The sequence below is a fragment of the Legionella sp. MW5194 genome (genome assembly GCF_016864235.1).
Classification (GTDB): domain Bacteria; phylum Pseudomonadota; class Gammaproteobacteria; order Legionellales; family Legionellaceae; genus Legionella_C.
Genome location: NZ_CP045732.1, coordinates 2,011,259 through 2,024,710 on the forward strand (window position 1 = coordinate 2,011,259; position 13,452 = coordinate 2,024,710).

A 13,452-nucleotide genomic window follows, 5' to 3' on the forward strand; every position below is an offset into this window, starting at 1 on the left:
TCCTCGCAGGGGCTGCAAATGGAGGAAAAAAACTATGCGCGGGAAGAGCACCCGGCCCTGAATCTGAAACTGCATATGTTTCACACTTCTGACATGGCGCTCCAGGCCACCCGCTGGCTGGTGTGTGAGCGACATCATCCCCCTCTTAGGGCAATTGATGAGTTCGATTGGAAGTTAAACCTCGCCATTCACAAGGATGATCTGGAAAAAGCCTTTGTGATTATGGCCACCTGCGCGACAACATTTAATCTGGGTGTGTTTAAAATCATGGCAGAGGGTCAGGCAGAACTTGCCAGCCGCGAGCCTGGCAGACGCATGATTGGCCGTGAAATTGTCATTTATTGCAATGCCAACCCGGAGAAACAGGCACAGGAATGGATAGAAGCCATTATGGCAATTGAAGAGGCCTTTAAGGAAGCAGGAATCCGCCCTTCCACGGAGGTGTCGCCTGATTCCAATCAGCGAATCGGCAAATACACCAGCTACACCCATGGTGCATGGACAGTGAAGCGCATGGATATCCCTTTTAAAGAGGGAATAAAAGAAACAGCGCTTGCGGATGAAGACCCGTTTGCGGCCTATGAATACGATGAAAAAACAGAAGGCCCGGTTCTGCGCGACAGTGGGGAAAAATTCTCCCCGTCAGTCAATTAATGGTTTGCTGTTTAAACGCATTGATCCACTGTTGAACCTGAGGTTTCTTTTGCTTCCAGTTTAAAATGACGGCCTTATTGATTGCCTCGCAGTGTTCGGCAAACCAGGGGGCCCAAAACAGAATGAACGCAGGCAATTGCGCAGAAACACAGGCTTCCACTTCCTTTTGGGCAGCGTCTGAACACAGATTGCCATGATCTTTAAGGCAGGTTTGCTGTACCTCATTCATCATTGCCTGCCAATTGTCAGGCGGGTCTACCCCAAGAAACGCTTTATTCATCACACTCGGCAACACGGCGTTTATGCCTGAGCGCACCCGCTCCGCCGAAAGCGGTTGGGCACAGAGTGTATACTCCACCATACCTTCCAATTCCTTCAGGATGGCCTTGCCTTTTTTATAATCAAAACAACGTTCGTCGCTGTGAGCCGCTGCACTGAGGATAAAAAACACGACCGCGTAAAGTAGCTTTTGCATGCTTTCCCCTTTTTTCTTCTTAGTATAATCTTTTTCCGAGTATTCCAAAATCGATATAGTGTATACTTTACACAATATCCTCTAAGCGTTATTCAGTCATGAAACGGGCACACAGTCTCGACTGGGCTCATCCTCTGGTCCGCGAATGGTTTATCAATCAGGTTGGCGAACCGACCGAACCGCAGCGGCAGGGTTGGCCTTTCATCCTCGCCGGCAAGGCCACGTTGATTTCTGCACCGACTGGCTCTGGGAAAACCTTTGCCGCTTTTTTAGCCTGCCTGGATCAATTAATCCGAAAAGCCTTAGCCGGCACATTAAGCGATGAAACCGAGGTGCTTTATGTTTCGCCATTAAAAGCCCTGGGCAATGACATTCAAAAAAATTTAATGACCCCGTTAAACGGCATACTGGCACTGGCTGAAACTTACCAGCAACCCATGAGTGAAATCAATGTGTCCGTCCGAAGCGGCGATACGCCAGCAAAAGAGCGCGCCGCCATGGCCAAAAAACCGCCGCATATTCTGGTGACCACCCCGGAATCACTTTACATTCTGCTCACCACCGAGAAAAGCCGTGAAATCCTTCGCAGTGTAAAAACGGTCATTATTGACGAAATCCATGCCTTGGCTGACGACAAGCGCGGCAGTCACTTAAGTCTTTCGCTCGAACGTCTGGAAGCGCTGACCCATCAACCGCCGCTGCGCATTGGCTTGTCCGCCACCCAAAAGCCTTTGGAGCGAGTGGCTGATTTTTTAATGGGCAACCGGGCGGACAAGGCGGCGATTATCAACATTGGCCATGCCAAACACCTGGAATTGACGGTGGAAGTGCCCTCGTCGGAGCTCGGGGCTGTCGCTTCCAATGAGATGTGGGATGAAATTTATGATCGTCTGGCTGAATTAGCCAGACAAAACCGCTCTACCCTGATTTTTGCCAATACCAGGCGGGTCGCTGAGCGCGTCGCTCATCACCTGGCTGAACGTTTAGGCGCTGATCAGGTGGCGGCTCACCATGGCAGTTTATCCAGAAAATTACGCCTGAAAGCGGAGAATCAATTAAAAAATGGCGAATTAAAAGCCTTGGTTGCCACTGCTTCCCTGGAGTTGGGAATCGACATTGGCAGTGTGGACCTGGTCTGCCAGTTAGGCTCACCGCGTGCCATTGCCGTGATGCTTCAACGGGTAGGGCGGGCCGGACACTGGCATGGCGCGGTGTCCAAAGGCCGCCTTTTTGTCACCACGCGCGATGAATTGTTGGAGTGCGCCGCCCTGGTTCACGCTATCCGTGACGGGGATCTGGATGAACTGATTATTCCCGAGGCCCCCCTGGACATTCTGGCTCAGCAACTGGTAGCCAGTTGTGCCACCGATGAATGGCAGGAAGATGATTTATTTGCCTTGGTCCGGCGAGCTTACCCCTATCGCGCCCTGTCGAGGCAAACGTTTAATGAGGTGCTCGAGATGCTGTCTGAAGGCATCGCCGGTTCACGCGGCCGCTACAGCGCCTATTTATTCCGTGACCGAGTCAATGGTCGGGTCAAGGGTCGCCGCGGCAGCCGCTTAACGGCCATCACCAATGGCGGCGCCATCCCTGAAAACGGCCTGTTTACTGTCATCACCGAACCCACGGGTGCCATGGTGGGAACACTGGATGAAGATTTTGCCGTCGAAAGCAATCGCGGCGACATTATCCTGCTGGGCAGTACTTCCTGGCAGATTCGCCGCATTGAAAGCGCAACTGGCCGCGTGCTGGTTGAAGATGCCCATGGCGCGCCCCCCACTGTGCCTTTCTGGCGGGGTGAGGCGCCGGGGCGAACCAACGAACTGTCGCTGCAGGTGTCGGCCTTACGCGAGCGCTTAAGCGACCTGTTGCCCGCTGAGTGTTTGCCGGCTGCCCCGGCCAGTGAACAATTGACGCTCACGCAGGACGCCCTTAAGTGGCTCATTGAGCATTGCCAGGTCAACCGGGCAGGCGCCGAGCAGTTAGTGGAGTATATTCTGCAGGGACGAGCGTTATTAGGCGCCGTGCCCACGCAACAGACCGTTATCGCCGAGCGGTTTTTTGACGAAGCCGGAGGGATGCAGTTGATTATTCATGCCCCCTTTGGCGCCCGTATCAATAAGGCCTGGGGTCTGGCGTTGCGCAAATGCTTTTGCCGCTCGTTTAATTTTGAATTGCAGGCCTCAGCCACCGACGACGGCATTAATATTGCCCTGGCTGAACAGCACAGTTTTCCCTTGGCGGATGTCTTCGCCTTTTTAAATCCTAAAAGCATCACCCGGGTCCTGACCCAGGCCGTTTTGCAATCCCCCCTGTTCGCTACCCGCTGGCGCTGGGATGCCGGCCGCGCCTTGGCCCTGATTCGCTTTCGAAATGGCAAAAAAGTACCGCCCAACATCCAGCGCATGCTCGCCGATGATTTGCTTGCCGCTGTTTTCCCGGATGCGGCCGCCTGTCAGGATAACCTCGGCGGACGCGACATTGACTTGCCGGATCACCCGCTGATTAACGAAACCATCAAGGATGCCTTGACGGAAGCCCTGGATTTGCAGGGGCTAATCACTGTGCTTGAGCGCCTCAAACGCGGAGAAATCAATTACCTGGCGGTCGATACACCGACTCCCTCGGCCTTTGCCCATGAAATTTTAAATGCCAATCCCTATGCTTTCCTGGACGATGCCCCGCTGGAAGAGCGGCGCGCCCGCGCAGTCACGCTAAGGCGTATTCTTCCCGAATCGCTGCTGGACGACATAGGCCAGCTGGATAAAGACATCATTGCCGAAGTCAAACAACAAGTCTGGCCGGATGTCCGCGACAAGGACGAGTTGCAGGATGCGCTGCAAACGTTGATTGCCTTACCGGTGAAGTATCTGCAAGCGCTTAAGCTTGATGAACAGTGGCGGATTTTTTTTAATGAATTACAGCAGGAAAAACGGGCTGGTTGCGCCACTCTGGCTGGCGAGGCATTCTGGTTCGCCGCTGAAAAAGCAAAAACCTTTGCTCATCTTTACCCTGCGGCCCTTATTCAGGATTCCCTGCCGGCTATTGAAGACAAGCCGCTGTTGCGCGAGGAGGCGCTGATTGAGTTAATCCGTGGCTGGATGTTTTCAAGCGGCCCCATCAGTGCAGAGGAATTAAGCAGCATTCTTTCGCTTACCCCAGGCGAAACGGAGCAGGCACTGCTTCGTCTTGAAGCCAGCGGCGTTATTTTACGCGGATCCTTTACCGGTACGAAACAGGAATGGTGCGAGCGACGGCTCTTAGCCCGTATTCATCGTTTAACCCTGGGCAAACTGCGACGGGAAATTGAGCCAGTGACTGCCATTAAGTTCATGCAGTGGCTGCTCACCTGGCAGCATGTCACACCGGGCACGCAATTACGGGATGAACAGGGGTTGATTGAGGTGATAAGCCAGCTTCAGGGCGTTGAAATTCCGGCTAAAGCCTGGGAAAAGGACATTTTTGCCAAACGCGTCGCGCACTACGATCCCGGTATGCTTGACCGGCTTTGCCTCATGGGCATTATTGGCTGGGGCCGTCTATCCAGAACCAGCGACACGGCATCCGAAAATAAGCGCGTCATCCCCACCAGTGTAGCGCCGATTACTTTTTTTGTACGCGATAAAGCCGATTGGATGCCCGCCATTAAACCAGTGGAACAGGAGGATGAGTTATTGCATTTAAGCCATGTTGCACGCCTCGTTTACGCCTTTCTTAAACACCAGGGGGCCTCGTTTTTTAATGAGATAGCCGAAGGGGTTCACGCCTTGAAGTCAGAAATTGAAATGGCTTTATGGGAGCTGGTTACCGCTGGATTAACCACAGCGGATGGGTTTGATAACCTGCGATCACTGATTGATCCAAAACGCCGTTTAAACCAGAAGCGCCGTCGCCCCGTACGCCATCAGTACAGCACCGGACGCTGGAGTCTCCTTAAAACACCCCAGACCAATGCCGACAACCAGACGGAAGCCCTCTGCTGGCTGTTGCTGAAACGTTACGGCGTTGTCTTTCGGGATTTGATCGCACGTGAAAAATTAATGCCTGCCTGGCGCGAGTTACTCCTTGTTTTCCGGCGGTTGGAAGCGCGGGGAGAAATCCGCGGCGGTCGCTTTGTCAGCGGCTTTTTAGGCGAACAGTTTGCGCTTCCCTATGCCGTTGATTCATTACGGGCAATTAAAAATAAAGCGCCTCATCGGGAAGCCGTTTCCATTGCGGCCGTTGACCCGCTCAACGTCGTGGGTTTTATCCTGCCCGGTCAACGCATCGCAGCCCTGTCGGGAAAAACAGTGATTTTTAAAGGGGAGCACTATTATGAAGACAGCCTGCCCGCGGTTTTAAATGATGCTTTCCCCGATGAAGCCTGAACGTTGACACGCAAGCCGGATTCATTCACCCGCCTGACGACATTCATTTTTTGCATTATCCTGGCAACGAGAAATGCAATCCGGGCCCCCCTTTGCCGTTTTACAAGCCGCATGGCAACGATTCATCAGATCCTGCACGCAACGCGCCTGATCGTATTGCTGGTCGACAATGGCTGATTCCGGAGGATCAACCGCAAGTGCTGAAAAGGTCCACGCCCACAGTGCCATCAGTAACATTTTTTTCATACAGGCATTCCAATACCCTGACTTTCCCATTAGCATAGCATACCTTGACGTCCTGACGCGTTCACCCTGTCATTGCGCGTCAAACCCACCCTGTTGTATTAATAAAAGTAACGAGTTTTTTATGTCTTTTAAACGATTTAGTGTATTTTTTTTCGCGATAGCCACATTGACTTTAACCGCCCATGCCAGGGATGAATTGCTTTCCCTGCAACAAAAAATGGCCGCACTGGAAGCCTCTGCCGGAGGACGATTGGGGATTGCCGCCATTAATCAGGCCAATGGCATGACAATTCAATACCATGCCCGACAAGCGTTCCCTCTGTGCAGTACCAGCAAGGCCATGAGCGTGGCCGCTCTTTTAAGCCAGAACATGAGGAACAAGACCCTGCTTCAGGAAAAAATTCACTACAGCAAGCAGGATCTGGTGGTGCATTCGCCGGAGACTGAGAAGCACCTGGCTGATGGCATGACACTGGCTGAATTGTGTGAGGCCGCGATCACGCAGAGTGACAATACAGCCCTTAACCTTATCCTGAAAAAGATGGGAGGCCCCAGGGCGGTAACGGCATTTGCCCGATCAATTGGCGATAACCAGTTCAGGCTGGACCGCTTTGAGCCGGAATTAAACACGGCCATTCCGGGTGACCCAAGAGACACGACCACACCCAAAGCCATGGCGCTTAGTTTGCAGAAGCTCACCACCGACACGCTACTGGCCACACCCGAACGCCAACTGTTGATCACCTGGCTTCGCAACAACAGCACGGGCGGCGCCCGCATTCGCGCCGGATTGCCCGAGGGATGGGTAGTCGGTGATAAAACAGGGACCGGCGACTACGGCACCTCCAATGACATTGCCATCATTTGGCCGCCCCATTGTCAACCGGTGACGCTGGCAGTGTATTTTACCCAACCGAAAGTGGATGCAAACCCCAACAATGACGTAATTGCCGCAGCGACCCGAATCGTCATCAGCGCTTTTGCCGAACAGGATCCCTGTCTACAAAAGGCCCTGGCGGCTTTCCCCTAGGCAAACAGTCTATAATCGGGTCACATGCCCCTCTCCCAATGGGAGAGGGCGTTACTCCGCAGTTTAAGCCGTTTGTAACCACCTCTCTTTCAATGTCGGTCGTCTTCATCCAGTGATTCTATTTTCCATTAAAAATACCTTCAACACCCTCTTTTGCTACATGATCCTCGACTGCTTTTTCAAGAAGACCGTTGCCAAGAAACGAGGCGATATGAAAGATTGATTTTTTTTCCAACGCCCGCCTTTGCTCAAGAGTAAACGGTTTTTTTCCACCCTTGGCATGAGGCTCTATGTAAGGCCCGAACAGTAACCCACTGTGCTGTAATAAGGCAAGACTGCGGGCCGCTCCGCGGATTTTGACAAACTCGCAGGCGCCCTCGTCTTTGATTGGACTGTTCACACGGGAAAGCAACCCGCCTGAGGATTCCGCCAGTTTCAAGGCGTCGACAGGATTCGCGATGAGGGCATCAAAAATGTTCTGATTTAACCGGGTGCAGGAATTGTGAGAATTTAATTCCTTCACTGACGCATTGGCATTATTTAAGGTAGCGCAGGCACTGGCAATGGTTTTTAGATACGTGCCGTTCATACTGAGTTTAATGATGTTGGTGTTGGTCAGGATATTCGCTGCATCCAATGCGACCAGTGCCTTATGCATATGGAGGTTCATTCGATTATTTTTATAAAGAAATTCCACCATTTTTTCCGTACACAATTCATTTCTTTTTAATAACTGAAAAATAGCCTGTGCCGATTCAGCACTATCCGGTTTACTTATCACCAGCCTGCAGAGTTGCTCAGAAAGCACTGTTGTATTACTTAACTCAATCAAAGCGCAAACGATTTTTTCAGCAAACGACGGATGTTTTAATAACTCGGCAGGAGCCACAGGGATGTTTTTTTCTTTTAAATGCGGCCACTGCGTCAGGGCAATCGCCAGGGTATGAGCATGCGGGCAGGAGCTTAAAATAAAAATCAGATGCTCTTCAGTCAGGGCATTTTTCTCTTTAAGATGGACAACACCAGTGACTATCGCTCGATGATGCGTGCTGTCTGCCTTCACCGCCTCGAGAATCTGGGGTAGATACATCGCTTCAAGCGATAATTTAGCCATGTTGATCACGGTATAGTACAGGTTGGCATCTTTGATTGCCAACAGGTAATCGAGGTAGTCGGCTATTATCCATTCCCGCTGCTTGAATACACTCAGTGTTTTCTCCATCACTCCTGGATTTTGGGTGGCCAGCGTTTCGGCATGAGCCATCAGTTTTTTGCCAATTTCAGGGGCCGCAGTGGTTTTATTTTTTATGCATTGTTGCTCAATACCCTGCAGGTAATGCTTGAAATTGGTCGCAGCTACCGCGTTGAAACTGAATAATGTTGTCACATCGCAAAAGGTCGGCGGGAAGACCTCTTTATGACCAAGACTGGTTAGAATTTGAAAAATGGGCTCAAGGGCCTCGGGATTTTTTGATAATGACAAAAGGTTTGCGTCGTTGAAGCTGTTCTGGGCATTCATTAGGCGAATCAACTGTTCAGCAACCTCAACGTCCTTGCATTTAGCAATCAACAACAGCGCGTTTTTGCTTAATAGCCCCTCCTTTTTCAGACGACTCAAACAACCCGTTTTGTTGTACATGCTGACTAAATCAAAAAGAAGAGACTCCTCCGATAACACATTTAAAGGCAAAGGGGGAACACTTTGTGATGAATAATCCAGGAGGATCGCAAGCCCTCCAATCTCCTGGCTATTCCTGCTGTGGACGGAAACCATTTTTTCCAAAAATGCAACGTTTTCTGCCGTTAAGCCATTTTTATCAGCTAAATACTGGTAAGCTTCCTTGCCGCCAAACTGTTTGAAAATTTCAGTAAACACATCGGCACTTTGGGAGTCATTCCAATTTTTTTTGCCGAGTGCAATGGTTACGAGCTTGAGTAATTCCTGGGGATTAAGATCACGATCGTCTGCTTTGTCGCCACCCAGTTCATTATAAAACACTCTTAACTGGCCAATGTGGGTTTCATCTTTCAGTACCCGCAGATACCCCTTGTTCTTATCATAATTGGTTAAGCAATTTTTAATGAATGAAATTTTCATTTTGGCATCCTGTCAATTCAAAGCTTAGAAATAATACATTCATCTGAACAGTTTTTACTACTGTCTGGCGTGTTTTTTATGCGGACTGATTATAAAACCGCAGAAAAACGCCGTTTAGACTCCTGAATAATCTAATTGTCCGATTATTTGAGCTATCCTTAACAGTAGAGTTTTAAATTGTTTACTCTGGATAATTGTCGTATTTATTTCTAAAACCCAAACCTGTTTTTATGATTTTTTGTGCGAAAAGAGCTTATCAGCACAACAATCATTAATAACAGGCTTAACGAGAAGGACGATCGCCATGAAACGGATTGCACTGACTTTATTCACTGCCGCAGCATTAACCTCCACTTACGCAGATACTTCTGGCTCCGGGACGTCATCAACTGACTCCACGACGGGCACGGGAACCATGAACACAGGCACCGACACCACCACCGGAACGGGCACGGGCACCGACACCACCACCGGAACCGGCACAGGCACTGACACCACCACCGGAACGGGCACAGGTACTGACACCACCACCGGAACGGGCACAGGCACTGACACCACCACCGGAACGGGCACAGGCACTGACACCACCACCGGAACGGGCACAGGCACTGACACCACCACCGGAACCGGCACTAATGGCGGGGCTTATTAATAACAAGCCAGGGTTATCCCGGATAACCCTGGCTTTTCTTTACCCCGCAAATCATTAGAAAAATCCTGCAATCAATAAGCTAAAATTAATAATAAACAGTGATAATAAAAAGCAGGAGGTTTCTATGAAAGATGAAACTAAAAAGGAGAATGAATCCAACCCAAAAACCAGTGGTCAATCCTACAATCAATTTAAAGAATTTAATGGAAAAAGTTACACTGGCATGAAAGTGGGTCGAAGCCATTCCTGGCTTTATGATCAGGGCGCCTGGAAAGAAACCAAAATCACGCCTGACCAATGGGAAATTCATTATGCGGTGACCAAACGTCGTAAAGGCAAAGCCCCTGAGGGCTCCGGTGTTCCGGTTGGGACTAAATACCATTGGTACATTTTAGCGGATCAAGTGGTTGAGAAGCTCAATGCCAATGAATACTCCACCGAAATGGTTGGAATTAAATACAAAATTGCCCATCAACGCGCCAATAAGGACGAATGGAATATTACCGAGCTAGGGCAAAAGAAACGCGTGCTTCGCTTCCTGAAGGAATTAATTGAGACACTGGAAGAGGAAATCGCTCAGGCTAAAACAATCAAAAAACCTAAAAAAACCGTAAAGCCTGCGGCGACAATCACCCCCATTACGTCCAAAGTTCCCGTCAACGAAGCAAAAGGCATTGCTCAAACCGTGCAGAAAGGTCGCAAGCAGTCTTACCGTTAAGACAAGACGGCTGCTTCTTTTTTCGCTTTTCGCTTATCCTGCCAGGTTTGTAACAGCACGTAAAACACCGGAACGAACACAACCGCCAGACAGGTTGAAGCCAGCATGCCGCTGCACACCGCCACGCCAATCGAGCGTCTGGCATTGGCGCCTGCACCGGTCGCAAAAACCAGGGGCATGACCCCCATAATGAAGGCAAACGAAGTCATCAAGATGGGCCGGAATCGGGTTTTCGCCCCGATAACGGCCGCTTCCATCACTGATTTTTTATGAATGTGATGTTGTTCATGCGCCACCTCGACAATCAGAATGGCGTTTTTTGTCGCCAGTGCAATCAGCAATAATAAGCCAATCTGAGTGTACATGTTGTTGTCCAGACCGAACAGTGACAGAGCCAGTACGGTACCGATCAAGGTGAGGGGTACGCTGAAAAGAATGGCTGAGGGAATCAACCAGTTTTCGTATTGTCCGGCCAGAATCAGATAAACAAGCACCAGTGACATGGCAAAAATATAATAACTCATGTTACCGGCGACCTTTTCCTGATAGGCGGTACTTGTCCATTCATAGGAAAAACCAGGAGGCAGTTTTTTCGCCAATTCTTCCATGGTTTCAATGCCTTCGCCTGAACTGTAGCCTTTCGCCGCCATGCCGTTGACGTTACCGGATGGATAGAGATTATAAAGCGATATGATCGCTGGACCGACATCCGGTTTAATATCGGTCAGGGTACCTAAAGAAACCATGGAACCCTGCTGGTTTTTGACATAATAATTGCGTAAATCGTCCACCTGCCCGCGTGATGAAGCATCCGCTTGCACATAAACCGGAAAGACCTGACCAAATTTGGTAAACAAATTGACATAGGAAGATCCAAGATAGGTTTGCAGAGTATTAAATGCATCGCCGATGCGAACACCCAGACTCTCGGCTTTGGTGCGGTCAATGGGAGCAGCAACCTGCGGCACGCTGGCGCGGAAAGACGTCATTAAGTTTTGCAGATCCGGCTCACGGCTCCCCTCACTGATTAAGCCGTCCGTCACGCGTTGCAATTTTTGATAGTCAAAAGTACCGTCCTGTAATTCCACCTGCAACTGGAAGCCGCCCGATAATCCCAGCCCCTGGATGGGTGGGGGAACGACGGTCAGGATCTTGGCATCGAGCGTGTTTTTAGCAATGTCATTGATTTTAGTATAAAGTGCCAGCAGGTTTTCAGATTTTCCACGAACGCTCCAGTCTTTAAACATGATGTACAACACACCCGCGTTCGCCAGGCTGGCATTGTTATCCAGCAGGGAAATGCCATCAATGGCAATGACGTTCTCAATGCCGTCAATTTGTGAAACCTTTTTAGTCAACTCGCTCATGACCTTGTCGGTGCGCCCCAGCGTGGCTGCATCAGGCAATTGCACGCTTAAAATCAGATACCCCTGATCTTCAATGGGGATAAACCCTGTTGGGATTCGGGTTAAGCCAAAAATAGCCAGGGCCACCAGCGCGGCGCCCAGCAGACACACCATGCCGCTGTGGTGGACCAATTTATCCATAAAACGGATGTAACGCGCTTCAATTGGGTTATAGAGATTATCAAAGGTCCTGAAAAAGACATTTTTGGGTTTGTTTTTATCGATGGGCTTAAGCCACAGGGCACATTGTGTGGGCTTTAAGGTCATGGCATTGATGGCGCTGATTAAGGCCGTTGCCGCGATAACCAGAGCAAATTGCGCATACATCGCGCCCGTCAAACCCGGCATAAACCCGGCGGGGACAAACACGGCCATCAACACCAGCGTAATGCCAAGGATAGGTCCAAACAATTCTTTCATGGCTTGAATGGACGCTTCTTTGGGGGATAAGCCCTTTTCAATGTGCTGGGTGACACCCTCGACGATCACAATCGCGTCATCAACGACAATACCAATGGCGAGTACCAGTGCAAACAGAGTCAGTAAATTAATGGTATAACCGAGCAACATCAAGGCGAAAAAGGTACCGATAATCGTTACCGGTACCGTCGTGGCCGGGACGAGTGAGGCGCGGAAATTCTGCAGAAAAACAACAATAACCAGCAGGACCAGAATACCGGCTTCATACAGGGTTTTATAGACCTCTGAAATCGAGGCTTTCACAAACACGGTGGTATCAAAAGGAATCGAATACGTCAGGCCCGGAGGAAATTTCTTCGCCATTTTGGTGACGGTTTTTTTCACTTCGTCAGCCACTTGCAACGCATTGGCGCCCGGTAACTGGAATATGCCAATGGCCGCTGTCGGCTTGCCGTTTAAATTAGCCAATTGACTGTAACTCGATGATCCGAGTTCCACCCGCCCAACGTCCTTGATGCGTACCACCTGGGCTGAACTGCTGGCATTGGCATTTTCATCCGGCCGGGTATCGACGGTTTTGATAATAATATTACCAAATTCGTCCGGATCAGCCAGTTGCCCCGGCACATTCACGGTGAGCTGATACGAATGAGAACCCAAAACCGGCGGGGATGCAATCTGGCCTGCTGACACGTCTTTATTTTGGTAGCTGATGGCATTTAAGACATCGCCGGGATTTAACGAATAGGCGAGCATTTTTTTCGGATCAAGCCATACGCGCATGGCGTAGCTGCCGGAACCGAACACCAGCACATTACCCACACCGGGCAGACGCGCCAGTTCATCCTGCATGTTGATGGCGGCATAACTGTTAAGAAACACGCCATCGTATTCGCCATTTTCCGACGTTAGTGTAATGAATTGCAGAATGGCGGTGGATTTTTGCTGGACAACCACCCCCTGCTTCTGCACATCCATGGGCAATTGCGCCATCGCCGCCTGTACCCGGTTTTGCACCAGGACCTGGGCAAAATTCAGATCCGTGCCAATGGCAAAGGTAACAATCAGCGTATAAGCACCGTTATTGGAACTGGTGGATTGCATGTAAAGCATGTTTTCCACGCCATTGACCTGCTGCTCGATGGGCAAGGCCACAGTATTAATCAGGGTTTTGGCATCGGCACCCGGGTAAGTGGTCGTCACCTGAATAGTAGGCGGTACAATGGCGGGGTATTGCGATACCGGTAAAACCAGGATAGCGATTAAACCGATGAAGACCAGGAGTAAAGCAATCACATTGGCCAGAACCGGTCTTTCAATGAAAAATTTGGAAATCATTTTTCGCTCTTCTCAACTTGCATCAATTTCATTCAATGGCATCCTTTC

General features: G+C 50.1%; 9 protein-coding genes. 4 read left to right on the forward strand and 5 right to left on the reverse strand.

Translation table 11 applies throughout. The features are described 5' to 3' along the window. Nucleotides 1–18: 18 nt before the first annotated feature. Nucleotides 19–654, forward strand: a complete 636-nt coding sequence (locus tag GH742_RS09385; RefSeq protein ID WP_203454699.1) for a hypothetical protein — start codon at nucleotides 19–21, stop codon at nucleotides 652–654. Here GH742_RS09385 and GH742_RS09390 read toward each other — a convergent pair. Further along, entirely contained in the window at nucleotides 647–1,129 is a 483-nt protein-coding gene (locus GH742_RS09390) for a hypothetical protein (protein WP_203454701.1), read from the reverse strand. The two genes, GH742_RS09385 and GH742_RS09390, sit on opposite strands and share 8 nt — an antisense overlap. Before the next feature lie 98 nt (nucleotides 1,130–1,227). On the opposite strand from GH742_RS09390, the gene GH742_RS09395 reads away from it, so the two are divergent. After that, the gene (locus tag GH742_RS09395) at nucleotides 1,228–5,496 is read left to right on the forward strand and encodes a DEAD/DEAH box helicase (protein WP_203454703.1); all 4,269 of its coding nucleotides are present in this window, start codon (nucleotides 1,228–1,230) and stop codon (nucleotides 5,494–5,496) included. A 21-nt stretch (nucleotides 5,497–5,517) separates the two neighbouring features. Here the strand turns inward: GH742_RS09395 and GH742_RS09400 are convergent, their stop codons facing one another. Continuing rightward, the gene (locus GH742_RS09400; RefSeq protein ID WP_203454705.1) at nucleotides 5,518–5,742 is read right to left on the reverse strand and encodes a hypothetical protein; all 225 of its coding nucleotides are present in this window, start codon (nucleotides 5,740–5,742) and stop codon (nucleotides 5,518–5,520) included. 121 nt (nucleotides 5,743–5,863) lie between these two features. Between GH742_RS09400 and bla the strand changes: the two genes are divergently transcribed. Next, nucleotides 5,864–6,772 carry a class A beta-lactamase gene (gene bla / locus GH742_RS09405; RefSeq protein ID WP_203454707.1) on the forward strand — a complete coding sequence of 303 codons (909 nt, stop codon included), beginning with the start codon at nucleotides 5,864–5,866 and terminating at the stop codon, nucleotides 6,770–6,772. 118 nt (nucleotides 6,773–6,890) lie between these two features. Here the strand turns inward: bla and GH742_RS09410 are convergent, their stop codons facing one another. Together GH742_RS09410 and GH742_RS09415 are read right to left on the reverse strand one after the other, a co-directional pair. After that, complete coding sequence (locus GH742_RS09410) at nucleotides 6,891–8,870, reverse strand: hypothetical protein (RefSeq protein ID WP_203454708.1); 1,980 nt, start codon at nucleotides 8,868–8,870, stop codon at nucleotides 6,891–6,893. A gap of 385 nt (nucleotides 8,871–9,255) precedes the next feature. Continuing rightward, entirely contained in the window at nucleotides 9,256–9,528 is a 273-nt protein-coding gene (locus GH742_RS09415; protein ID WP_203454710.1) for a hypothetical protein, read from the reverse strand. Nucleotides 9,529–9,646: 118 nt separating this feature from the next. Between GH742_RS09415 and GH742_RS09420 the strand changes: the two genes are divergently transcribed. Further along, the gene (locus GH742_RS09420) at nucleotides 9,647–10,240 is read left to right on the forward strand and encodes a hypothetical protein (RefSeq protein WP_203454712.1); all 594 of its coding nucleotides are present in this window, start codon (nucleotides 9,647–9,649) and stop codon (nucleotides 10,238–10,240) included. Here GH742_RS09420 and GH742_RS09425 read toward each other — a convergent pair. Beyond that, nucleotides 10,237–13,404, reverse strand: coding sequence for an efflux RND transporter permease subunit (locus GH742_RS09425; protein WP_203454719.1), 3,168 nt, complete (start codon nucleotides 13,402–13,404; stop codon nucleotides 10,237–10,239). The genes GH742_RS09420 and GH742_RS09425 overlap by 4 nt on opposite strands. Nucleotides 13,405–13,452: the final 48 nt, after the last annotated feature.

What these genes read in the sequence shown, in the direction of transcription:
- GH742_RS09385 (WP_203454699.1), top strand. Translation starts at nt 19, where the DNA reads ATGGAGGAAAAAAACTATGCGCGGGAAGAGCACCCGGCCCTGAATCTG.
- GH742_RS09395 (WP_203454703.1), top strand. Translation starts at nt 1,228, where the DNA reads ATGAAACGGGCACACAGTCTCGACTGGGCTCATCCTCTGGTCCGCGAA.
- GH742_RS09410 (WP_203454708.1), bottom strand. Translation starts at nt 8,870, where the DNA reads ATGAAAATTTCATTCATTAAAAATTGCTTAACCAATTATGATAAGAAC.
- bla (WP_203454707.1), top strand. Translation starts at nt 5,864, where the DNA reads ATGTCTTTTAAACGATTTAGTGTATTTTTTTTCGCGATAGCCACATTG.
- GH742_RS09425 (WP_203454719.1), bottom strand. Translation starts at nt 13,404, where the DNA reads ATGATTTCCAAATTTTTCATTGAAAGACCGGTTCTGGCCAATGTGATT.
- GH742_RS09400 (WP_203454705.1), bottom strand. Translation starts at nt 5,742, where the DNA reads ATGAAAAAAATGTTACTGATGGCACTGTGGGCGTGGACCTTTTCAGCA.
- GH742_RS09420 (WP_203454712.1), top strand. Translation starts at nt 9,647, where the DNA reads ATGAAAGATGAAACTAAAAAGGAGAATGAATCCAACCCAAAAACCAGT.
- GH742_RS09390 (WP_203454701.1), bottom strand. Translation starts at nt 1,129, where the DNA reads ATGCAAAAGCTACTTTACGCGGTCGTGTTTTTTATCCTCAGTGCAGCG.